Genomic DNA, 23,705 nt, shown 5'->3' with positions numbered 1-23,705 from the left:
ACAGATAACGATAAGAAACGCCGTCCGGCAGGCATATGCTCCTGTCGGACGGCGTTTTTTTGTTTCTGTTGTATGGTGTTCGGTCACTGTACCGCTGCGGCGACACGTTCCGCCATTTGTTCCGGCGAAACACCGCCGTCTACCACGTGGGAAGCGTGGGCACGGTAGATGCCGGCACGCTGGTCAAACAGCTGGTGCAGTTCTTCCTTGGTGCTGCGTTGCACAATGGGGCGGTTGGTGTCGCCCTGAATCCGTGCATAGCAGGTGTCGAAGGATTCGTTCAGCAGCACCACAGCTCCGTTTTCGCGGGCGTAGGCAGCACTGTCCGGATTCAGCATGGCACCGCCGCCGCAGGCGATCACGGCGTTTTTGGTGCACAGGGTGCGGATCGCCTGAGCCTCCACCTTCCGGAAATACGGTTCGCCCTCTTGAGCAAAAATTTCCGGAATGCTCCTGCCTTCCTGTTCCACAATATAAGCGTCCGTGTCGATCAGCGGCAGCCCCAGCTGCTTCGCCAGAATCTCGCCCACAGTGGTTTTGCCGCAGCCCATGAAGCCGCAAAGAAAAATCGTCATATGCAGCCTCACTTTGTCTGGTTCTGTTCGTCGATGCGTTCTTCCATGTCACAGATAATGGATTCGATCTGCTTGTCGGTATAGCTGTCGCCGTTCCAGATCTCGTGGGCACGGACTGCCTGCAATACCAGCATAGCGGCACCGCCCTTTGCCACCTTGCCCTGAGCCAGAGCCTTGCGGAGGAACAGCGTCTTGGTGGGGTTGTAGATGACATCGAAGAAATAGTTCGCCCCGTCGATCAGTTCATCAGATACCGGACACGCGTCCACTTTGGGGAACATGCCCACCGGAGAAGCGTTGATGATGACATCAAACTTGTCGTGAATGTCCGCAGTGACAGCATAGGTCACCTTGGCTTCCGGCATGGTCTGTTTTGCTTCCTGAATGAACGCTTCCACCAGCTCCTTGTCCTGCGGGATAATGCCAATGGTCAGGTTCGCCCCGTGCCGCAGGGCTTCGGTGGCGATCATTCTGCCTACGCCGCCGCAGCCGATGAGCAGCACCTTGCCGTCCATGGGGTACTCTTTCACAGACATGGTGAAGCCGTCACAGTCGGTGTTATAGCCGATCAGCTTGCCGTTCTGGTTTGCCACACAGTTGACGGAGTTGTACCGCTTTGCACTTTCGTCCAGTTCGTCCACTATGGGAATAATCGCCATTTTATGGGGAATGGTAATGTTGAATCCCTGTAAGCTACGCAGATAGGGCTCTTTTCCCTCCAGATGCTCCGGTGCAATGTCGGTAAGGGTATAGCTGGCTTCTCTGCCCGCCATGGCGAACAGCCGTTCGTGAATAAACGGGGACATGGAGTGTCCCAGCGGGTGTCCGATCAGTGTATACTGTTCCATTATGCCAGTGCTCCTTCCAGTGTGTCCACATTTTCCACGTTCTTTGCAGTCACGCCCTTGAGGGTTTTCTTGACCAGTCCGGTGAGAACGCTCTTGGGACCGAATTCCACAAAGGTGTCAATGCCGGCTGCCTGCATGGCTGCCAGTTCGTCGGTGAAGCGTACCGGAGAAACGATGTGTTCCGCCAGAGCCTTGGGCATATCGGAGAAGTTTGTCCGGACAGCACCCAGCACGTTGGAGTAGAAGGGCACCGTCGGAGCAGAGAACTTCACGTTCTGGATCGCTTTATAAAAGGTATCCGCAGCCGGCTGCATCAGCTTTGTGTGGAATGCACTTGCCACAGCCAGCGGTACGGCTCTTGCCTTCAGTGCGGCACAAGCGGCAGCCGCCTTTTCCACAGCATCACGGTCGCCGGCGATCACGGTCTGTACGCTGGAGTTGTAGTTTGCCGGAATGACATAGCCTTCCGTTTCCTGACAGATGCGTTCCACTTCTGCGGGAGCCAGCTTCAGGATTGCACACATGGCACCGTCGGCTGCCTTTGCCGCAGCGTCCATGGCTTCTGAACGAGCTTTGATGACCCGAAAGCCGTCCTCCAGAGAGAGCATGCCCGAAGCGACCATTGCGGCATATTCGCCCAGAGAGTGGCCGGCAACGGCGTCATAGGTGAAACCATGCTTCTTGGCTGCCTCCAGGCAGATCAGAGAAGTTGCCATGATTGCCGGCTGGGCATAAATGGTGTGAGCCAGTGTCTGTGCGTCGCTGTCTGCGATGACCGCATACAGATCGAAGCCCAGAACCTCCGAAGCGACTTCAAAAATTTCCTCCAGTGCAGCGTCCTGCTGTACCAGATCCAGTCCCATCTTCTCATATTGAGAACCCTGTCCGGAAAAAAGTGCGATTGTTGCCATAACTACCATTCCTTTCTCATAAGAGTTGTACAAAGATGTACAAAATCAGAGGCTTAGATTTGTGCAAAAAATAGTATTTCCTCTTTCACGACTTGAAAAACCACTCGGAAACATTGCAAATTGCGTAAAAATATTCTATAATAGAAAGTGTATCCTGTGATTGCAGGGAAACTCTAAATTTTACAGGGCGTACCGAAACCTCTGTCTGCGGTACGTTCCCTATCTATCATACCACAAAATGAGGAAAGTGACAAGAGGAACGGAGGAAATTTTTCCATGGGAATTCGCGTTTTAGGAACAGGAAGCTATACGCCTGCATTTCAGGTGACCAATGAGGATATGGCAAAGATCGTTGAAACCAACGACGAGTGGATCCGCACCAGAACCGGCATCGGCACCCGCCACATTTCAGACGGCGAGCCGACATGGTACATGGGGGCAGAAGCTGCCAAGCGTGCCATTGCTGCGGCAGGCATCGATCCGCTGGAGATCGGTCTGCTGATCGACACCACCATTACACCGGAGTACTGCACCCCGTCTATGTCCTGCATCATTCAGCGGGAAACCGGTGCAGCCAATGCGGCATGCTTTGATATGAATGCGGCATGCTCCGGCTTTGTCTATGCCATGGACACCGCACACCGCTTCCTGAAAACGGATTCCTCCATGCGGTATGCACTGGTTGTTGCAAACGAGAGCCTTTCCAAGATCACCAACTATAGTGACCGTTCTTCCTGCATTCTCTTCGGGGACGGTGCCGCAGCGGCAGTCATCGAGTACAAGGAAGATGCTCTGTACACCAGCCATCTGGGTGCAGACGGCACCGGTGCAAAGTTCCTCTATGCCCACAGTGCACTGCCTCAGTCGCCCTTTGTGAAGCCGGAGCGTCGGGCAGAATATGATGACGGCATCGGAGCAGGTCCGGAGGGCTGGGAACACACCATGCTGCAGGACGGCAGAGAGGTGTACAAGTTCGCCACCCACGCACTGGCAAAGGCGGCAACAATGGCAGCGGAAAAGATCGGCTTCGACCTGAACGAACTGGATAAGATCGTTCCGCATCAGGCAAATATCCGTATCATTGAAACGGCAATGAAGTTCCTGAAGCAGCCTATGGAAAAAGTCATCACCAACATCGAATATCACGGCAACACTTCCAGTGCTTCGATCCCCATTGCCTTTGATGAAGCGATCCGTGCCGGAAAGATCCAGCGTGGCGATAAGGTTTGTCTGGTCGGCTTCGGAGCAGGTCTGACCTATGCAGCACTGATTATGGAATATTGAGAAAACATCTCCTGAAATAGAAAGGAACATAGCTATGGAAACCAGAATTACAAAACTGCTGGGGAGCAAGTACCCCATGATTCAGGGCGGTATGGCGTGGATCGCAGAGAGCACACTGGCATCTGCGGTATCCAATGCCGGAGCAGTCGGCCTGATCGCCGGCGGCAGTGCCCCCATTGATTACCTGCGGGAACAGATTCGTATCTGCAAGGAAAAAACGCAGAACCCGTTCGGCGTGAACATCATGCTCATGAGCCCCAACGCTGACGATCTGGCACAGCTGGTCATTGACGAAAAGGTGCCGATCGTGACTACCGGTGCCGGCAACCCCGGCAAGTACATGGAGGCGTGGAAAAATGCCGGCATCAAGGTGATTCCGGTGGTGCCGTCTGTGGCTCTGGCAAAGCGTATGGAGCGTTCCGGTGCAGATGCACTGGTGGCAGAGGGCACTGAGTCCGGCGGACATATCGGCATGAACACCACCATGTGTCTGGTGCCGCAGGTGGTCGATGCGGTAGACATTCCGGTCATTGCTGCCGGCGGTATCGCTGACGGCAGAGGCATCGCCGCAGCCTTTATGCTGGGTGCCGAGGGCGTACAGCTGGGCACACGGTTCCTCGCAACAGAGGAATGCCAGATCTCTCCGAAGTACAAGGAACTGGTCGTTAAGGCAAAGGACACCGACAACCAGATCACCGGCTTCTATTCCGGCAGCCCCTGCCGCGGCATCAAGACCAAGTACACCAAGAAGTTGCAGGCAATGGAAAAGGCAGCCTGCCCGCCGGAGGATTTCGAGGCAATGACAGTCGGCTCTCTCCGCAAGGCAGTGGTAGACGGCAACGTGGACGAAGGCTCGTTCCTGTGCGGTCTGATCGCCGGCATGGTGCACGATGTCAAGCCCTGCAAGGAAGTCATCGACGAGATGTGGGCAGAAGCATATCAGTTGTTAGAGAAACACCGAGCAAAGCTTGTGGTAAGATGCGTCGTCAGATTTTTCGGTCGACAGATTGCATAGAAATTCCGCAGGCATACTTTCCGTATGGCAAGGGATTTCTGGGCAATATGACGAAAAATCTGCACGCAGATTGCGTGCAAAGCCGTCAGGCGGGCTTTATTCAGTGATTCCCTAGGCAAGAACTAAGGCAGATACAGATAGATACTAAATAAAGGAGAAAAATCACTATGGCAACAGCATTGATCACAGGTGCATCGCAGGGCATTGGTGCCTGCATCGCAAAGCGTCTGGCAAAGGACGGCTACAATGTAGCGATCAACCATTTCCCCAGCGATTCCGATAAAGCAAATGCAGAAAAGGTGGCAGAAGAATGCCGCAGCTTCGGCGTAGAGGCAGAACTGTTCGCAGCAAACGTGGCAGATTATGCCCAGTGCGAAGCAATGACCAAGGCAGTAAAAGAGCGTTTCGGCTCGATCGACGCACTGGTCAACAACGCCGGCATCACCAAGGACGGTCTGATGGTTCGTATGTCCGAGGAACAGTATGATGCCGTGATCGCCGTCAACCAGAAAAGCGTGTTCAACATGATGAAGCTGGTGGGTGCTGTCATGATGCGGCAGCGGCACGGACACATTGTCAGTCTGGCATCGGTAGCCGGTCTGTACGGCAATCCGGGACAGATCAACTATTCCGCTTCCAAGGCTGCCATTATCGGCATGACCAAGACCGTGGCAAAGGAACTGGGTGCCAGAAATGTCACCGTCAACGCCGTTGCTCCGGGCTTCATCAAGACGCCCATGACTGACGCTCTCACCGAGGAACAGCGGAACAAGATGCTGGAACTGGTGGCAATGAAGCGGTACGGCAATCCGGAAGAAGTGGCGAGCGTGATCTCGTTCCTCTGCTCGGAAGATGCAAGCTATGTCACCGGTCAGACCATCGAGATCTCCGGCGGACTGATGATGTAAGGGACTTTTCCACCAGCTTCGCAGGTTCGCCTTCTCTTTCAGGGAAGGCAGTCTGAGAATGCTTTGAGATGAAAAACAAGCTTGCCGCAGCACGGCGGCAGAGAGCGAGGAAATATGAAAAGAGTAGTAATCACCGGACTGGGTACGGTAAACCCGCTGGGCAGCACCGTAGAAAAGTTCTGGGAAAACGTAAAAAAGGGAACACTGGGTGTTTCCAAGATCGACAGCTTTGACACCACCGAACTGGGTGTCAGCGTTGCCGGCATTATCCGCGATTTCGACCCCGCAGAATATTTTGAACGCAAGGACATTCGCCACATGGAACGCTTTACCCAGATCGCCGTGGCATCTGCGATTCAGGCGTTGCAGGACGCAGGCACGGACTTCAAGGATATGGATCCGTATCGTGTAGGCACCATTATCGGCTGCGGCATCGGCGGCATCGGCAGAATCGAAGAAGAACACGACAAGTATCGTGCAAAGGGACCGGGACGGATCTCTCCGTTCTTTGTGCCCATGATGATCGGCAACATGGCTGCCGGACAGGTAGCGATCCGCACCGGCTTCCGCGGCGACAACTTCTGCACCACCACTGCCTGTGCATCGGCGACTCACGCCATTGGCGAAGCGTTCCGCAAGATCAAGGACGGCTATCTGGACGTTTGCCTCTGCGGCGGCAGCGAATCCACCATTACCGAATTCACACTGGGCGGCTTCCGCACCATGAAGGCACTGACTACCGAAAGCGATCCGGCAAAGGCTTCTACCCCGTTCGACCTGAACCGCGGCGGCTTTGTACTGGGTGAGGGCTCTGCGGTACTGGTGCTGGAGGAATACGAACACGCCAAGGCTCGCGGTGCAAAGATCTACTGCGAACTGGCTGGCTACGGTGCGACCTGCGACGCATACCACATGACAGCTCCGGCAGACGAATGCGGTGCATCTTCCAAGGCAATGATCGAGGCTTATACCGAAGCTGGTCTGAAGCCGGAGGACATCACCTATATCAATGCCCACGGCACCTCCACACACCTGAACGATATGCTGGAAACCAAGGCGGTGAAGATCGCTCTGGGCGAGGAGCAGGCACGAAAGGTGAAGATCAACTCCACCAAGTCCATGACCGGTCACATGCTGGGCGGTACCGGTGCAGTGGAAGCGGCAGTTTGTGCCCTGTCCATTCGGGACAGCTTCATTCACCAGACCATCGGCTATACCACACCGGATCCGGAGTGCGATCTGGATTACTGTGTGGACGGTCCGGTAGAGATGCCGGTGAATGCTGCACTGTCCAACTCGCTGGGCTTCGGCGGACACAATGCGACACTCTGCTTCAAGAAGTGCACAGACTAAGGAGAATCAGACATGAGTGAAAAAATTTATAACATGGTGGATCTGGAAACCATTGAAAAACTGGCAGACATCGTGGCTGCAAAGGAACTGGGCGAGATCACCATTGCGGACGGTGAAAAATATATTACCGTAAAGGGTAAGAAGTGCCTGCCGCCGATGCCGCTGGCAGGTGTACCTGTGGCTGCTTCGCCGGCAGTTTCCGCTGCTGCTCCGGCAGCTCCGGCAGAAACACCGGCAGTTTCCCAGAAGCCCGCAGGCAAGTCGATCAAGGCTCCGCTGGTAGGCACTTTCTATGCGGCTCCCTCTCCGGATCAGCCGCCGTTTGTACAGGTGGGTGATACCGTGAAAAAGGGCGACGTGGTGCTGATTATTGAATCCATGAAGCTGATGAACGAAGTTACCAGCGACGTGGACGGCGTAGTACAGGAAATTCTGGTGAAAAATGGCGATGCGGTAGAATATGACCAGCCGCTGATGATTCTTTCGTAAAGGAGTGCAGACATGGCAGAAGTATTGCTCAATCAGGAACAGATCAAGGAGATCATTCCCCACCGTGCCCCGTTCCTCCTCATTGATGAGGTTCTGGAAATGGAAGTGGGAAAGCGTGTTGTGGCACGGAAATATATCAAGGCAGACGACTTTTGGTTCAAGGGACATTTCCCCGAAAAGCCGGTGACACCGGGCGTGCTGATGGTCGAGATGCTGGCACAGGCAGGTGCGGTCTGCATTCTGTCCCAGCCGGAATTCAAGGGCAAGATCGCCCTCTTTGCCGGAATCGATAAGGCAAAGTTCCGCCGGCAGGTAGTTCCCGGTGATGTGCTGGATCTGGAAGTGGAGATCATTGCACAGCGTGGACCGGTAGGTGTCGGCAAGGCGATCGCCAGCGTAGACGGCAAGCGTGCCGTGACCTGCGAAATCAAGTTCGCAGTGGAGCAGTAAGGCGGCAGCAAGATGTTGAAAAAGGTTTTAATTGCAAACCGCGGTGAAATTGCCGTGCGTATCATTCGTGCCTGCCGTGAAGCAGGCTTGCAGTGCGTCACGGTCTATTCCACTGCGGACCGGACGGCTCTGCATGCAGAGATCGCGGACGAATCCGTCTGCATCGGACCGCCCTCGGTACAGGACAGTTATCTGAACATGAACGCCCTCATCTCGGCGTGCCAGAATACCGGTGCAACAGCACTGCACCCCGGCTTCGGCTTTTTGTCGGAGAGTGCGGAGTTTGCACAGCTTTGCATCGATAACGGCATCACTTTCATCGGCCCGTCACCGGAGTCGATCTCCATGCTGGGCGACAAGGCACGTGCCAAGGAAACCATGAAGGCTGCCGGCGTGCCGGTAATACCCGGTTCGGACGGTGCCATTTCTTCTGTGGAAGAAGCCAAGAAGATCGCCGCAGAGATCGGCTATCCGGTACTGGTGAAAGCCTCTGCCGGCGGCGGCGGACGCGGTATTCGCCGGATCGATCGGGAAGACCAGCTGGAAGAACAGATGTCCGTGGCAAAGGAAGAAGCCAAGCTGTTCTTCGGCAACGATGAAGTCTATCTGGAAAAGCTGATCGTGGGGCCGCATCACGTGGAGATCCAGATCATTGCAGACCAGATGGGCAACACTGTGGCACTGGGCGAACGTGATTGCAGCATGCAGCGGCGGAACCAGAAAGTGCTGGAGGAAAGCCCCAGCCCGCTGATGACACCGGAACTGCGGAAAGCCATGCAGGAAGCCGCTGTCCGTGCGGCAAAGGCGTGCGGCTATTACAACGCCGGTACCATTGAATTTCTGGTAGACGACGACCGGAACTTCTATTTCATGGAAATGAACACCCGTATTCAGGTGGAACACCCTGTCACCGAATGGGTCACCGGAGTTGATCTGGTACAGACTCAGCTGCTGGTGGCACAGGGCAAGCCCCTGCCGTTTACACAGGAGGACATTCAGGTTCGCGGGCATGCGATCGAGTGCCGCATCAATGCGGAAAATCCGGAGCAGGGCTTCCGTCCCTCGCCCGGAAAGATCCGGTCGCTCCATATCCCCGGCGGTCCGGGAATCCGTGTGGACAGTGCTGTGTATCAGGGCTACACCATTCCGCCGTACTACGATTCCATGATCGCAAAGCTGATCGTCCATGCCCCGACCCGCAGTCAGGCGATCATGAAAATGCGGTGGGCACTGGCGGAATTTATCGTGGACGGCATCGATTCCAATATTGACTTCCAGCTGCGGCTGATCAAGAACAAGGACTTCGAAGCCGGTACATATGACAACACCTTTTTGGAAAAATTCCTTGCGGATTCCAAGAACGGCGAGAAGGAAAACGGAAAGTAAGGTGAGAATGTAACATGGCATTGGAAGAACTGTTCAAGAACGTCACCAAACGATTTAACGACGACGCACCGGAGGAACATGAGCCGGTGTTCAAGTGTCCCCGCTGCCAGCAGACCACGCCGGAAAGCAAGTTTCAGGAACTGAATAAGGTCTGCCCCCACTGCAACTATCATGCACGGCTCACCGCCGCAGAACGCATGCGGCTGACGGTGGACAGCGGTTCGTTTGTGGAATATGATGCAGAGATGCACAGTGCAGATCCCCTGCAATTTCCGGGGTATGCCAGAAAGGTGGAATCCCTCCAGACCATGACGGGGCTGAAAGACGCTGTCATCACCGGAGAGTGCACCATTAAAGGCTCCCGCACCGTGCTGATTATCATGGACTCCCATTTCATGATGGCATCTATGGGCAGCGTGGTGGGCGAAAAGATCACCCGTGCCTTTGAAACCGCTACGGAAAAGGGCTTGCCGGTAGTGGCATTCACAGCCTCCGGCGGTGCCAGAATGCAGGAGGGCATCATTTCTCTGATGCAAATGGCAAAGACCTCGGCAGCAGTGGCAAAGCACAACGATGCCGGACTGCTGTATCTGACCGTCATGACAGACCCCACCACCGGCGGCGTGACCGCTTCGTTTGCTTCGCTGGGAGATATTATTCTGGCAGAGCCGAAGGTGCTCATCGGGTTCGCCGGCAGACGCGTCATCGAGGGGACGATTCGCCAGCGGCTGCCCGACAATTTCCAGCTGGCAGAATTTTTGCAGGAAAAGGGCTTTGTGGATATGATCGTGGAACGCCGCAGCATGCGTAGCACGCTGTCGCATCTGCTGAAACTCCACGGCTACGATCGGGAACAAGAAGCAGGAGGTGCTTGACAATGGAACAACAGCAGCAGCACCGGACGGCGTGGGAACGCCAGCTTTTGATACGGGACAAAAACCGTCCCACCGTTCGGGATTATATCCCGCGGATCTTTACAGATTTCTATGAAATGCACGGCGACCGGAATTTCGGGGACGATGGTGCCATTATCGGCGGCATCGGCAGACTGAACGGCTTGCCGGTGACGATTCTGGCACAGGTCAAGGGCAGAAACCTGCGGGAAAACAAGGCATCGAATTTCGCCATGCCGCATCCGGAGGGCTACCGCAAGGCTCTGCGTCTGGCACATCAGGCGGAGAAATTCCACCGCCCGATCATTTGCCTGATTGACACCCCCGGTGCGTTCTGCGGCGTAGAAGCCGAGGAACGGGGGCAGGGCGAGGCAATCGCCAGAAATATCGCAGAGTTCATGATGCTGAAAACGCCGGTGATCTCTGTGGTGCTGGGCGAAGCCGGCAGCGGCGGTGCTCTGGCACTGGGCGTGTGCGATGCTCTGGCAATGCTGGAGAACGCGTTGTACTCTGTGATTTCTCCCCGCGGAGCCGCATCGATCCTGTGGAAAGATGCCTCCCGCGAACAGGAAGCTTGTGAGGTCATGCAGATCACAGCAGAGGATATGGTGCGTTTTGGCGTGGCAGAAGCTATCATTCCGGAGCCGGAAGCAGGGGCACAGGGCGATATAGACAAAATCTCGGCAAATATCAAGGAATATTTGGCGGAAACGATAACAGAAAAATTACAAAAAGATATTGACGTTTTGCAAAAAGAACGGTATACTAAGTTTAGGAAAATCGGCGTGTTTGAAGAAAACTAAAACCATGCCGGTTTGAACGGCGAAACCCGTCATGGTTTCTGCCGGTGACGCCGCCCTCCGCAGAAGGGTGCAACATCAAATTATTGGAGGAAGAAAGAACATGGCAAAAGAAGAAATTTTTGACAAGCTGAAGGAACTGGTCGTAGATCAGCTGGGTGTTGAAGAAGACGAAGTGACAATGGAAGCTTCCATGCAGGACGATCTGGGTGCAGACTCTCTGGATCTGGTAGATCTGGTAATGTCCGTTGAGGAAGAATTCGGTGTCAAGGTTGCTGACGAAGATCTGGAAAACATCAAGACCGTTGGCGACATCGTAAACTACATCGAAGACAGAGCGTAAGTTCTGACGCGGTGCAGCATATGTGAAACAGAAAAGCCGGAGCAGTTTTTTTCTGCACCGGCTTTTTGTTTGCCGTGAATTTTGGAGAAATCGATTCCATTTTTCGAAAAAGCGGCAGCCTCTTGTGCAATCTGTCGGAATGCCGGAAAAACATTGACTTTTTCGCGGAAATCGGTTATAATAAAATATACGTGTATTCTGCACGAACACTTTGATTCGGGCTTGCCGTGCAGAAAACAGCAGTGCAGTACCGCAAGCCCCAGACAGGACGTTTTTATGAAAATTTGCAAGGAAATTTATCAGTATCGCCAGATGATCTTCAGTCTGGTGAAAAAAGACCTGCGTGGACGGTATAAAGGTTCCGTGCTGGGCTTTTTGTGGACGTTTATCAACCCGCTGATGCAGCTGGTAGTTTACACCTTTGTGTTTACCTACATCATGAAAGCCGGCATCGACAAGTATTATCTGTACCTGTTTGTCGCCCTGATCCCGTGGATCTTCTTTTCCTCGGCGATCACCGGCGGCTCCAGTTCCATTGTGGCACAGAAGGATCTGATCAAGAAGATCTACTTCCCGCGGGAAGTCATACCGATCTCCTATGTGACAAGCTGCTTTGTCAACATGCTGCTGTGCTTCCTCATCATTTTCCCCGTCATGGTGATCTCCGGCATTTCGCTGAACCCGCTGGCTCTGCTGTGTCTGCCGGTGATTATGATAGTGGAATATTTTCTGGCACTGGGCATGGCGATGCTGTCCTCGGCAGTCACGGTCTATTTCCGCGATCTGGAGCACATTCTCGGCATCATCACTATGGTGTGGATGTACATGACACCGATCTTCTATTCCATTGACATGATTCCGGAGAAGCTGCGGTTTGTCTATCACATCAACCCCATGTCCTCGGTCATCAGCTGTTATCGGGATGTGCTGTACTACGCTCAGGTGCCGGATCTGACCAGTCTGCTGGAGGCAGTCGTGCTGGGAGCCCTGTTCCTGGTGCTGGGTATGCTGGCGTTCGGAAAATTGAAAAAGGGCTTTGCGGAGGAATTGTAATGGCGGCAGAGAGCAAACAGGAAAATGCAATTATTGTGGACCATGTCAAGAAGCACTTCAAGGTGTTTCTGGACAAGGGACAGAGCTTTAAGGAACGGCTCCTGTTCCGGAACCGCCGGCGGTATGAGAACCGTCAGGTGCTGCGGGACATTTCTTTCACGGTAAAGCGTGGAGAAGCCGTGGGTCTGATCGGACACAACGGCTGCGGCAAGAGCACCACGCTGAAGCTGCTGACACGGATCCTCTATCCCGACAGCGGCACCATCACCATCAAAGGTCGGGTGTCCAGCCTGATCGAACTGGGTGCCGGTTTTCATCCGGATATGAGCGGACGGGAAAACATCTACACCAATGCTTCCATTTTCGGACTGAGCAAGAAAGAAATCGATTCCCGTCTGCAAACGATCATCGACTTTTCCGAACTGGAACAGTTCATCGACAATCCGGTGCGTACCTATTCTTCCGGTATGTACATGCGGCTCGCCTTTTCCGTAGCGATCAACGTGGACGCAGACGTGCTGCTGATCGATGAGATTCTGGGGGTAGGCGATGTCAACTTTCAGGCAAAGTGCTTCCAGAAGCTGCAGGAGATCAAGGCTGAAGGTACTACCATTGTGATCGTGTCCCACTCTATGGGACAGATCGAACAGATCTGCGACCGGTGTATCTGGATCGAGGACGGTCTGATTAAGGAAGAAGGCGTTCCCAAGTACGTGGACGAGCACTATCTGTCCGAAATGGAACAGATCCGTCTGGAACGGGAAGAAGCCGACCGCCAGAAAGAACACGCTGCCGCAGAAGAAGCCGAAAAAGCCGCAGAGGGATCTGCGGAAACGCCTGCCGAGGAGAAAACCGCAGATGCGGAAAAGCTCTCCAAGCAGAAACTGCCGGCATTCTGTGAAAAGTCGGCAGTTCGTCTGGGAACCGGTCAGGTACAGTTTACAGATGCCGCCCTGCTGGACGAGGACGGCGAATCCAAGTATGTGTTCCGCACCGGTGACGAGATCACCCTGCGGCTCAAATATCATTGCGTAGAACCGGAAAAGACCCCCAAGGGCAACTTCGGGTACGGGATCTTTCGGGAGGACAGTGTCCACTGTTACGGCACCAATGTGGAGATCGAATCGGACTCGTGGGTGGCATTGCAGCCCGACGGCGAGATCGAAGTGCGGTTCCGCAATCATTTGCTGCCGGGACGCTATTTTCTGGACGTGGCAGTCCATGCACCGGACGGCACCTATTACGATGACATTCGCCGGATTCAGGCGTTTGCCGTGACTTCAGAGCATCGGGACATTGGTGTCTGCCGGCTGGAGTCCCAGTGGTTTGTGGACGGAAAGGCACTGGAACGCAAGACAGGAGAATAAAAAAGAATGAGCGATATTGTGAAAAAGGGTTTTTTTCGCCGCTGTCTGTATCGGGCGACTGGTGCGTATCTGCTGGAACAGCACATTCAGATGCTGGAACAGCAGGTGAAAACGCAGCAGATGCAGCTGGCACAAATGGAAAAAGAGGGAGAAGAAAGGAAAGCACAAGACGCACAGCAACAGCAATTCAACACGGCATCGCAGGAACGGCTGGATCATCTGGAACTGCACGCTGCCGCACAGGACGAGCATCGCAACAACATCGATGCCCAGCTGCAGCAGACTGCGGGACAGACAAATGACTTACAGCGGCGTATGGAGTGGGCAGAGGACGGCATGAGAGAAGCGGGTCTGCTGCTGCCGTCTGAACTTCAGCTGTTCAACAAAAAAAGCTATTCACAGGCAGGCGAAGATGCCATTCTCATGTACATCTTTGTCATGCTGGGTGTTCCGCTTTCACAATGCAATTATCTGGACTTGGGTGCCAATCACCCCTGCGATATGAGCAACACCTGGTTCTTCTATCAGCAGGGAGCCACCGGCATTCTGGTCGATGCCAATCCGAAGCTGGCAGAGGAACTGCGGCGGGCAAGACCGAAAGACCAGGTCATCAACGCCTGTGTCGGTCCGGTTTCCGGCGAAACGCTGGACTTCCATGTGCTCAGTGCCGACGGGCTTTCGGCTCCGGGAGATGTTTCCGAGGTGCTCCGTGCCAATCCGGCAGTGCGGGTGCTGGAAACCATTCCCATGCAGACCGTGGCGGTCAACGACCTCATGGAACAGTTGGGCGGTGCCCCGAAGATCCTGAATCTGGATATTGAGGGCATGGAAATGGAGATCCTCCGCAGCATCGACTTTGCAAAATATCGTCCCACCACCATGATCATTGAAATGATCCCCTATTCCAAACAGCTGGTGGCGGGAAAGAAGAATCCGGAGATTCTGCGGTTCATGCAGGAAAAGGGGTATGTGGAATATGCCTTTACGGGTATCAACTCGATTTTTCTGGACAAGCAGTTTTATGAAAAAATCACCGGCGTTTCGCTGGAAGGGTAAAGGAGTATCGCAGCAATGAGCGTAAATGTAGAAGAGATCATGTCCGGAATTCGGGCAGAAATTCAGGAAAAGGGATACAGCAGTGACATGCTGTCGTTTGCCGATGTCCCCGCAGATGCAGATGCAGGGATCTATGTGGAACGGTTCGATGCGGACATGCTCCGCGGCAACGTGCAGTATATCAGCGAACACCACCGCGTAGACCCGTATCGTCCTCTGGCAGGAAATCCCGTGGCAGTCTTTTTCAAGAAAGTCCTGCGGAAATTCATGAGCTTCTATGTGGAGCCCTATGCGGCAGAGCAGAGCAGCCTGAATGCCAATATCGCACAGGCAGAGCAGCAGGTGGAACTGTACATTCGGGAATCCCGCATGCACAGCACCAAGGAACTGCTGGATAAGGTGGAGGCACTGGAACTCCAGCAGAAGAACACCAAGATCGCCATGGAACAGATGCAGGCACAGATCGCCGCATTACAGGCGAAGCTGAACGGGGAGGACGCTCGATGAAAGTATTGCAGCTTTTGCCTACCCTTGCCATGGGCGATGCGATCGGAAACGATGTCCGTGCACTGGACAAGGTCATTCGCGGCATGGGCTATCAGACCGGCATCTATGCAGAAGTCATTGACGGCAGACTGCCGGAGGGCACTGCACAGCAGGTGGAGAAAATGCCCCGCCTTTCCGGCGAGGACGTGATTTTGTATCACATGTCCACCGGTTCGGAACTGAACTTTTCTCTGGAGAAGTACCCCTGCCGGAAACTTATGGTATTCCACAACATCACTCCGCCCCGCTTCTTCAAAGGCTATAATGAGGCGGCAATGGAATCGGCAGAATACGGCATGCGTGGACTCTGTCATCTGGCAGACAAGGTGGACGGCTGTATGGCAGACTCCGCCTATAACGGCGATGTGCTGCGGGAACTGAACTACCGCTGCCCCATTACCGTGCGTCCGATCCTGATCCCCTTTGCTGACTACGCCAAGACACCGGATCAGTCCGTCATGGAACACTATCAGGACGACGGCTACACCAATTTCATTTTCGTCGGCCGTGTGGCTCCGAACAAGAAGCAGGAGGACGTGATTCGGGCGTTTTACTGCTATAAGAAGTACTGCAATCCCAAGTCCCGCCTGTTCATCGTGGGTTCGTACAACGGCATGGAACGGTATTACCACCGCCTTCGCCGCTATGTGGGAGCGTTGGAACTGGACAACGTGGTCTTTACGGGACACATTCCTTTTGCACAGATTCTGGCATACTATCATCTGGCAGACCTGTTCCTGTGCATGAGCGACCACGAGGGCTTCTGTGTGCCGCTGGTGGAAGCGATGTACTTCAATCTGCCGATTCTGGCATACGATTCATCGGCAATTTCCGATACGCTGGGCGGAAGCGGCATTTTGCTGCCCACCAATGATCCCATGGAAGCGGCACTGGCGGCAGACCATGTGCTCCGCAATGCGGAACTGCGGCGGGAGATTGTGGCAGAACAGCACCGGCGGCAGCAGGAATTCGCCTATCCGGAAATTCGAAAGGTGTTCGAGAGACAGCTGCAGCAGTTTATCGACACCGTTCCGCCGATTTCGAAAAAGCGGAAGTAAAGGAAACACTGCATAAAGCCCGCCTGACGGCTTTGCACGCAATCTGCGTACAGATTTTCCCGTCATATTGCCCAGAAATCCCTTGCCATAATAACGGCAGTCTGCCTGCGGAATTTCTGAGCAATCTGCCAAAAAATCTGACTACGCATCTTACGCACAAGCTTTATTCAGTGTTTCCTAAAAATCATTATAGGGGAAAAAATTTTTGGGCAGTACCGCATAAAGCCGGTGCGTAAGATGCACTTCCGGCCGTCAGGCGGGTTTGGTGCAGTGCTGTCTTTGAGAAGGTACGCCGCAGAACGCGGTACATTGGCAGGAGGTCATATCGTCATGCAGAAAATTGGATTCGTTATTCCGTGGTTTGGAGAAAATATTCCCGGCGGTGCAGAAATGGAACTGCGGGAAGTCACTGCACACTTGCAGCAGGCAGGTATGGAAGTGGAGATCCTGACTACATGTGTCAAGGAATTCACCGCCGACTGGAATGAAAACTATTACGCCGCAGGAACTGCCGTGGTGGGAAACATCACGGTTCGCCGGTTTCCGGTGCGGCGGCGGGACACTGCCGCTTTTGACCGCGTGAACCGGAAGCTGATGGACGGCAAGCAGATCTCTCCCAAGGAAGAACAGATCTTCGTGGAGGAAATGGTCAACAGTCCCCAGCTGTACGAGTACATGCGGGACACTGCCGACGAGTATGGTCTGTTTGTCTTTATTCCGTATATGTTCGGTACGACATACTACGGCATGCAGGTTTGTCCGGAAAAGTCGGTGCTGATCCCCTGTTTCCATGACGAAGCCTATGTGTACATGCGGCTGTTCCGGCAGGCGTATGTGAAAGCACGGGGCATGATCTACAATGCTATGCCGGAAATGGAACTGGCAAATCGGGTGTACGACTTCACCACCACCGAGCAGATCTGCATGGGTATCGGTATGGATACCAGGATTCAGTCCGATGCGGAAACGTTCCGGAAACAGTACCATATCGATAAGCCTTTTCTCCTGTACGCCGGCAGAAAGGACGTGGGCAAAAACGTCCACACTTTGCTGCGGTACTTTGCTGAATGGAAACAGCGGCAGAAGGACGACCTTCAGCTGGTGCTGATCGGCGGCGGCGATATTGCCATTCCGGAATCGGTGAAAGACGATGTCTATGACTTGGGCTTCGTTTCCAAGCAAGACAAGTACAACGCCATGGCAGCGGCAGCACTGCTCTGTCAGCCCTCTCATAACGAAAGCTTTTCGCTGGTCATTATGGAAAGCTGGCTCTGCGGCAGACCGGTGCTGGTTTCGTCCCAGTGTGCCGTGACAAAGGATTTCGCCAAGCGTTCCAACGGCGGTCTGTATTTCAAGGATTACTTTGAATTCGAGGGCTGTGTGCAGTACATCCTGCAAAATCCGGAGGCAGCCGCAGAACTGGGTGCCAACGGCGGGGCGTTTGTACGGGAAAACTTCGAGTGGGACGTGATCGTGGAAAAATACCGGACATTTTTCCAGAAGCTGATGGGAGCGTGAGAGCATGAAGCGAATCGCACTGGTTCACCCGCGGTACGGGCTGGAGATCAGCGGCGGCAGCGAAACCTATGCCCGAAAAATTGCAGAACATCTGGCGAACCGGTATGAAGTGGAGGTGCTGACCACCAAGGCAGTGGACAGTGCCACATGGAAAGACTGGTATGTGCGGGACGTGGAGATGATTCGCGGTGTCACAGTACGCCGGTTTTCCGTACAGCAGATGCGTGCCAGAGATTTTCAGGCATTCGACGAGGCATATCTGGCAGAACTGGCACAGGGCAGATCCAATCTGGTGACGGAGAAAGAGTGGTTCGAAAAACACGGTCCCTATGCACCGGCTCTGATCCGTTATTTGCAGCGGTATCGGGAAACCTATGGGGCGATCCTGTTTCTGTCCGATGCCAACTATCTGACTTATGCCGGACTGCCGCTGGCGGGAAATCGGGCGATTTTTATCCCTATGGCACAGGATACCCCGTTCCTGCGGTTTTCCACACTGGAAAGCCTGTACCAGAAGCCGCGGGCGTTTGTCTTTTTGTCGGAGGAAGAACGCCTGCTGGTTCGCCGGCAGTTTCCGCTGTCAGAGCCGATTCCCTGTGCCGTAATGGGACTGGGCATGGACGTGCCGCGGCAGGTGGACACCGGCACATTCCGGCGGCAGTACGGGCTGGACGGCGAATATCTGCTCTATGTGGGGCAGGTAGACGAAAAAAAGGAGTGCCCCATGCTGATGCGGTACTTCATGGAGTTCCAGAAGCGGACCGGCAGCAAGCTGAAGCTGGTGCTGGCGGGAAAGAAGATCTGCCGGATTCCGGAGCATCCGGATATTCTGGCACTGGGCTTTTTGCCGGAGAACGAAAAGTTCAGTGCCATTGCCGGAGCCAAGGCCGTGGTGATTCCGTCCCGACAGATGGGCGTTTCCATGACGCTGCTGGAATCTATGGCAATGTCTGTGCCGGTGCTGGTCAACGGAGGAAGTCCGGTGCTGCAGGGACACTGCAAAAAGAGCAACGGCGGCTTGTTCTATCAGAGTTATTTTGAGTTTGAGGGTGCCCTGCAATATCTGATGCAGCACCCCGTGGAGTATATGCAGCTGTGTGCCAATGCGAGGGCATACATCACGGCATATTACGATTGGGAGAGTATCATGCAGCGTTTTCAGCAGATCATAGAGTGGGTCAGTCCGGAGAAAGACTGACGCGGAAAACGCAGTGGAGGAAGAAGAAAAAGGGATGAGTTTATTTACAGGAGCAGTGCTGCTGGGGGTTGTACTGGCGGCACTGACAGTTGGTGTCTGGTGGAAAAAGACCAATGTGCTGGAACTTTTGGTGCTGGGCGTGGTTTACTGGCTCTGCACATGGGTGATTTCCGGCATGGGGCTTTTTGTACTGGATCAGTTTTCGCTGCGGCGTTGTGTCATTGCAGCAGTTTCTGTGGAACTGCTGGTAGGCATTGCGGCAGTATTGGTACGAAAGCTGCGGGACAAGACCCCGTGGAAACAGCTGGTGCGGATTTCATGGAACGTGCGTGCCTACTGGATTCCTGCGGTGGTGCTTGCCGGCGGTTTTGTGCTGGTGGCATTCAAGCATGAGCTGTTTGGCATGGGACAGGACGAGGGCGTGTATCAGACGGTGGCGGTCAACTTCCTGAACGGCATCACAGACCGCCAGCAGGACTTTGCGGAATATCATACGCTTTCCAAGGAGCAGCAGGAATTGTTTCACGACAAGGTGTTTTCCTACTTGGTGGGATACGACTTGGAAACAGAGGATTATCCCGCTACAGTCTATGACCGCAATGTCAGTCCGGTTTCCGGCATCTATCACGGAATCCCCACCTATGCATCGATGCTGGCAATGTGGGGAAAAATCTTCGGTATGGCAAATATGCAGGGGGTACAGACCTTATGCTATGGCTGTACTATTTTTTTGTTGTTTTTTCTTTGCCAAAATTTGAAAATTCGGAAAAGCAGCAGTGCACTTGCCTGTGCAGTATTCGCGGCTTCGCCAATCGTGGTCTGGGTGGAAAAGTCCGCTCTGACGGAAAGTTTTCTGGCGGTGCTGCTGGTATTGTTCCTCTATTTGCTGACAGATGAGGAACACCCTTATCGGCAATGGCTTTCGATCATTCCCATTGCTGTTTTTTCGTGCTTTCACGTGTCGATTTATACCATGATACCGCTGTTTGTGGTGCTTTATGGCGGCATGTTCTGGATCACCCGCCGGAAAAGCTTTGCGATTCTCATGCCGGTGACACTTGTGGGCTATTGCATCAGCTTTTTCGCCATGCGGCATGTCCAGCCGTTCTACACCATGAACAACTACCGCCCGTTTTTCGTGGCAGGGATCTCCCCGAAAGATCTGCCGGTGCTGGTGCCGCTGCTGTGCGGCGTGGGGCTGGTGGCTGTGGGAATCTACCTGTGTCTGGTCTATTTCCTGATCTGCCGGAAAAATCGGGACACTTCCACGGAAGTCTATATGCAGTGGGTGCAGCACTCCAAAATTGCAGTGGTGCTGGTAGAATTCCTGTTGGTGGCACTGGTGCTGTACATCGGTGCAAAGGTGCTTACCGCAGAAAATCCATTGCTGAAATTGCAGGGGAACACCCTGTGGGGATTTGTCTGTGGTTCGGGCTTGTTCCTGCTGCCCATTGCGTGGGTAGTGGGTGTGATTTGCCCGAAAACCTATCTGGAAACGCCCAAGCATCTGGTGATACTGGTAGCCGCATGTTACTGCGTGGTGGTGTACTCTGCATTTTTGCGGACAGAGGTGGAATTCTACTATTATTATGGTCGCTATCTGGCACCGTTTATGCCCATTGCCGCCGTGTTTGCGGCACTGACACTGGACAAACTCCGTGCGAGAGTGACGCTGCCGGTGATGACGGCATGCCTGCTGTTTGTTTCGCCCTTTGACTATTTTCTGGCGACGCATCAGGACGACACCCGCATGACATGGTCGGTGCTGGAGGACTTGTCCAATGAGATCGATTCTGATGACTGCGTGATCGTCGGCGACGACGACATGTGGACACTGTATCTGACGCTGCGTGCCACCACCGGTGCGGCAATGTATCCGGAAATGGAAGATCCGGAAACACAGGCGGCAGAACTGGCTGAGCAGTATGACCATGTGTACTATCTGGGGAATGGCAAGTGGAACGATTCCTTTGAGCATCAGTTCCAGCAGGTATACACCAATACCATTACCCAGAGCACAGATGAAAACTACAGCAATACCGGCAGACGCATCATCATGTTCCCGCTGTCCTATCAGGAAGTCAGCTATACGGTTTCCCTGTATGCGTACTGGGGCGAGGAACAGAACCTGTCCTATCCGGCAAGCACCTGTGCCAATACGGCATACTTTGGGTTCTATCCGCTGGAAGGGAACTTCTGCTGGTCGGGCAGCGAGAACGCTTCCGTGCAGTGTGACCTGCAAAAGCGGGATTACAATATGACGGTTTCGCTGGGCGGAGCCGTGCCGCTGTACCAGATCCACCAGAATCCGTATGTGGTGCATGTGTTGGTAAACGGCAACGACGTTGGAACGATCACGCTGGACGACCAGCAAAACGACGGTGCGTATACGCTGTCGGTGTCCAAGGAAGTCCTGCACGACGGCTCGAACATTGTCACATTCCAGTCGAAACTCTGGAAGGGCAGCTGTGTGATGGAGGACGATGAACGGGAGCTGGGAATCCCGTTGCAGGATGTGGAATTCGAAGCGGCATAAGCGGCTCTGAAATATGGAGAAAGGGAAGAAGTATATGAAACTGATCATTCAGGTACCATGTTACAATGAGGAGAAAACACTGGAACTGGCGTACAATGACCTGCCCCGTCACATTGACGGCATCGATACCATTGAGTATCTGATTATCAACGACGGCAGCAAGGACAAGACGGTACAGCGGGCGAGAGAACTGGGATTTCACCATGTCGTGTCGTTCCGGCGGAACAAGGGTCTGGCACGGGGCTTTATGGCTGGTCTGGACGCTTGCCTGCGGCTGGGTGCGGACATTATCGTCAACACCGATGCAGACAACCAGTACTGCGGCGAGGACATCGAAAAGCTGGTGCGTCCGATTCTGGATCGCAAGGCGGATATGGTCATCGGCGAACGTCCCATTGACGAAACCGAACACTTTTCGTGGAAAAAGAAGAAATTCCAGCATCTGGGCAGCTGGGTGGTACGGGTGGCTTCGAACACTGACGTACCGGACGCACCGTCCGGCTTTCGGGCATATTCCAGAGAAACTGCCATGCGAATGAACGTGGTCAACGAGTATACCTACACGCTGGAAACGATTATTCAGGCGGGACAGAGCAAAATGGCAGTGGCTTCGGTGCCGATCCGCACCAATCCGGAAACCCGCCCCTCCCGTCTGTTTTCCAGCATGTGGCGGTACATGAAGCGTTCCGCATCGGTGATCATTCGCTCTACGGCAATGTACCGCCCGCTGCATTTCTTCGGCGTTCTGGGAACGATCCTGTTCCTGCTGGGCGTTGCTGTGGGAGTTCGTTTTCTGGTGTACTTCTGCATGGGCGGCGGACACGGCCATGTGCAGTCGCTGATTCTGGCATCGTCCCTGATGATGATCGGATTCCAGACCATTACCATTGGTCTGCTGGGGGATACTGTGGCAGCCAACCGGAAGCTGCTGGAAGATGTGCAGTATCACGTGCGGAAAATGGACTATGACGATCATCCGGAAGCCAAAACGCCGGACGACAAGCCCTTGCCGGAGCAGGCAGAACAGAAATAAAACATTTTTGAGCGGTGCTGCAAAAGCAACACCGCTTTTGTTTGTGAGATGTGCTGAATTTGCAGAGAAAAGTTTGTGTAATATCACGTGTTGGAAAGGTTGACAAATCAAGAAAAAACCATTATAATAAAATTAGGTAAATGGCTGTTAAAACGACAGAGATTTATCACATTTTCAACCAGAAAGGGGTTTTATTTATGAAGATCAGAAAGGGTATTTCCGCGGTACTTGCAGGTGTCATGGCACTGGCGGCATTGCCGGTATCTGCCATGAGTGCAAGTGCTGAGGGAGCGTATGCACTGGGTGACGTAGATATGGACGGTTTCATCACCGGCCACGATGCGGCTATGGTGACACATGCACTGTATGTGGACAATGAAGCAATGACCGCAGAACAGTTAAAGCTGGCAGATGTAAACGGTGACGGTGTTGTTGACCAGAGCGATGCAGACTGGATCCATGAGAATCAGGTGTATGAACTGGGAAAGACTGATAAAAGATTTCGAATGAATGCGATGACGGTTTATTATCAGGCGTATTGTATTGCCGCAGACGGTACTGGTAATAATGGAGAATTGCAGTACTCTTTGGAAAAGGGTGCGGATCTTTGGGAAGGCGGTTCTTACGACGACAAAGTGTTGCCGGAAGTCTGCTACAACCTGCTGGACGTGAATGGTGACGGTGTTCTGACTGTTGACGATATCCTTCTCACGGCGTTTGATGTATGTTACATGGGCTGTGGTGCAAGCAAGACTATCTATTTCGAAGAAGGTCGCTATGATCTTACAGAAGATACCATTCCGGTAGATGACTATCAGCCGGCACGAATCAACATGGGATAATCAATATTTTTCACAGAAACTCAAACAGCCGTCGGCGACATTGCCGGCGGCTGTTTTGCATCTGCGGAAAAGCACTTGAAAACAGGCAGCTTCTGTGGTATAATAGAGTATAATCAATAAAGCATAATCAAAAGTAGGAGTGTGATACTATGAAGGTGGTTTTGCTGGCACATACCCCCACGCCGGAACAGACCGTTGCCGCTGCGGCACGGCTATGTTATTCTGACACCGATGTAGAGGCTC

23 protein-coding genes are annotated in these 23,705 nt (G+C 53.6%); 20 read left to right on the top strand and 3 right to left on the bottom strand.

What is annotated here, in order from left to right; all coding sequences use genetic code 11:
• Positions 1-83: 83 nt before the first annotated feature.
• Genes RUMCAL_RS14140 through fabD form a run of 3 tightly spaced genes read right to left on the bottom strand, consistent with a single transcriptional unit; the run spans position 84 to position 2,334 of the window.
• A complete protein-coding gene (locus RUMCAL_RS14140) occupies positions 84-575 on the bottom strand; it encodes a shikimate kinase (protein WP_021683720.1) in 492 nt (163 codons plus the stop codon).
• A gap of 8 nt (positions 576-583) precedes the next feature.
• The gene (locus RUMCAL_RS14135) at positions 584-1,423 is read right to left on the bottom strand and encodes a shikimate dehydrogenase family protein (protein ID WP_021683719.1); all 840 of its coding nucleotides are present in this window, start codon (positions 1,421-1,423) and stop codon (positions 584-586) included.
• Positions 1,423-2,334 (bottom strand): ACP S-malonyltransferase, encoded by a 912-nt coding sequence (gene fabD / locus RUMCAL_RS14130; protein WP_040648468.1) that lies wholly within the window; start codon positions 2,332-2,334, stop codon positions 1,423-1,425. The genes RUMCAL_RS14135 and fabD overlap by 1 nt, the downstream gene beginning before the upstream one ends.
• 276 nt (positions 2,335-2,610) lie before the next feature.
• Between fabD and RUMCAL_RS14125 the strand changes: the two genes are divergently transcribed.
• The 20 genes from RUMCAL_RS14125 (at position 2,611) to RUMCAL_RS14025 (ending at position 23,462) form a co-directional block, all read left to right on the top strand.
• Positions 2,611-3,618 (top strand): beta-ketoacyl-ACP synthase III, encoded by a 1,008-nt coding sequence (locus RUMCAL_RS14125; protein WP_021683715.1) that lies wholly within the window; start codon positions 2,611-2,613, stop codon positions 3,616-3,618.
• Between the two features lie 34 nt (positions 3,619-3,652).
• On the top strand, positions 3,653-4,633 hold the full coding sequence (fabK, locus tag RUMCAL_RS14120; protein ID WP_021683714.1) for an enoyl-[acyl-carrier-protein] reductase FabK: 981 nt from the start codon (positions 3,653-3,655) through the stop codon (positions 4,631-4,633).
• Between the two features lie 167 nt (positions 4,634-4,800).
• A complete protein-coding gene (fabG, locus tag RUMCAL_RS14115) occupies positions 4,801-5,541 on the top strand; it encodes a 3-oxoacyl-[acyl-carrier-protein] reductase (protein ID WP_021683713.1) in 741 nt (246 codons plus the stop codon).
• Between the two features lie 114 nt (positions 5,542-5,655).
• Positions 5,656-6,894, top strand: a complete 1,239-nt coding sequence (gene fabF, locus RUMCAL_RS14110; protein ID WP_021683712.1) for a beta-ketoacyl-ACP synthase II — start codon at positions 5,656-5,658, stop codon at positions 6,892-6,894.
• A 12-nt stretch (positions 6,895-6,906) separates the two neighbouring features.
• Positions 6,907-7,383: an acetyl-CoA carboxylase biotin carboxyl carrier protein gene (gene accB, locus RUMCAL_RS14105; RefSeq protein WP_021683711.1), complete on the top strand. Its 477-nt coding sequence runs from the start codon at positions 6,907-6,909 to the stop codon at positions 7,381-7,383.
• Between the two features lie 12 nt (positions 7,384-7,395).
• Positions 7,396-7,833, top strand: a complete 438-nt coding sequence (gene fabZ, locus RUMCAL_RS14100; RefSeq protein WP_021683710.1) for a 3-hydroxyacyl-ACP dehydratase FabZ — start codon at positions 7,396-7,398, stop codon at positions 7,831-7,833.
• Between the two features lie 12 nt (positions 7,834-7,845).
• On the top strand, positions 7,846-9,219 hold the full coding sequence (accC, locus tag RUMCAL_RS14095) for an acetyl-CoA carboxylase biotin carboxylase subunit (protein WP_021683709.1): 1,374 nt from the start codon (positions 7,846-7,848) through the stop codon (positions 9,217-9,219).
• Between the two features lie 14 nt (positions 9,220-9,233).
• Positions 9,234-10,094, top strand: a complete 861-nt coding sequence (accD, locus tag RUMCAL_RS14090) for an acetyl-CoA carboxylase, carboxyltransferase subunit beta (protein ID WP_021683708.1) — start codon at positions 9,234-9,236, stop codon at positions 10,092-10,094.
• Between the two features lie 2 nt (positions 10,095-10,096).
• Entirely contained in the window at positions 10,097-10,915 is an 819-nt protein-coding gene (locus tag RUMCAL_RS14085; protein WP_021683707.1) for an acetyl-CoA carboxylase carboxyltransferase subunit alpha, read from the top strand.
• A gap of 100 nt (positions 10,916-11,015) precedes the next feature.
• Entirely contained in the window at positions 11,016-11,255 is a 240-nt protein-coding gene (locus tag RUMCAL_RS14080; RefSeq protein WP_040648466.1) for an acyl carrier protein, read from the top strand.
• 276 nt (positions 11,256-11,531) lie between these two features.
• Positions 11,532-12,308, top strand: coding sequence for an ABC transporter permease (locus tag RUMCAL_RS14070; protein ID WP_021683704.1), 777 nt, complete (start codon positions 11,532-11,534; stop codon positions 12,306-12,308).
• Positions 12,308-13,675 (top strand): ABC transporter ATP-binding protein, encoded by a 1,368-nt coding sequence (locus tag RUMCAL_RS14065; protein WP_021683703.1) that lies wholly within the window; start codon positions 12,308-12,310, stop codon positions 13,673-13,675. Before RUMCAL_RS14070 ends, RUMCAL_RS14065 begins: the two co-directional genes overlap by 1 nt.
• Before the next feature lie 6 nt (positions 13,676-13,681).
• On the top strand, positions 13,682-14,731 hold the full coding sequence (locus RUMCAL_RS14900) for an FkbM family methyltransferase (RefSeq protein WP_021683702.1): 1,050 nt from the start codon (positions 13,682-13,684) through the stop codon (positions 14,729-14,731).
• A 15-nt stretch (positions 14,732-14,746) separates the two neighbouring features.
• Complete coding sequence (locus RUMCAL_RS14055) at positions 14,747-15,238, top strand: hypothetical protein (protein WP_021683701.1); 492 nt, start codon at positions 14,747-14,749, stop codon at positions 15,236-15,238.
• The gene (locus tag RUMCAL_RS14050) at positions 15,235-16,335 is read left to right on the top strand and encodes a glycosyltransferase family 4 protein (protein WP_021683700.1); all 1,101 of its coding nucleotides are present in this window, start codon (positions 15,235-15,237) and stop codon (positions 16,333-16,335) included. The genes RUMCAL_RS14055 and RUMCAL_RS14050 overlap by 4 nt, the downstream gene beginning before the upstream one ends.
• Positions 16,336-16,665: 330 nt before the next feature.
• Entirely contained in the window at positions 16,666-17,853 is a 1,188-nt protein-coding gene (locus tag RUMCAL_RS14045; protein ID WP_040648463.1) for a glycosyltransferase family 4 protein, read from the top strand.
• A 4-nt stretch (positions 17,854-17,857) separates the two neighbouring features.
• Entirely contained in the window at positions 17,858-19,051 is a 1,194-nt protein-coding gene (locus tag RUMCAL_RS14040; protein WP_021683697.1) for a glycosyltransferase family 4 protein, read from the top strand.
• A gap of 34 nt (positions 19,052-19,085) precedes the next feature.
• Positions 19,086-21,587, top strand: coding sequence for a hypothetical protein (locus tag RUMCAL_RS14035; RefSeq protein ID WP_040648460.1), 2,502 nt, complete (start codon positions 19,086-19,088; stop codon positions 21,585-21,587).
• A gap of 34 nt (positions 21,588-21,621) precedes the next feature.
• Positions 21,622-22,620, top strand: a complete 999-nt coding sequence (locus tag RUMCAL_RS14030; protein WP_040648457.1) for a glycosyltransferase family 2 protein — start codon at positions 21,622-21,624, stop codon at positions 22,618-22,620.
• A 197-nt stretch (positions 22,621-22,817) separates the two neighbouring features.
• Positions 22,818-23,462 (top strand): dockerin type I repeat-containing protein, encoded by a 645-nt coding sequence (locus RUMCAL_RS14025; RefSeq protein ID WP_040648454.1) that lies wholly within the window; start codon positions 22,818-22,820, stop codon positions 23,460-23,462.
• The last annotated feature ends 243 nt before the right edge of the window (positions 23,463-23,705 follow it).

The sequence above is a fragment of the Ruminococcus callidus ATCC 27760 genome, assembly GCF_000468015.1.
GTDB classification, from domain to species: Bacteria; Bacillota; Clostridia; order Oscillospirales; family Ruminococcaceae; genus Ruminococcus_C; species Ruminococcus_C callidus.
The sequence above is the reverse complement of the archived record's forward strand: the minus strand, read 5'-3'. Positions and strand labels throughout refer to the sequence as shown.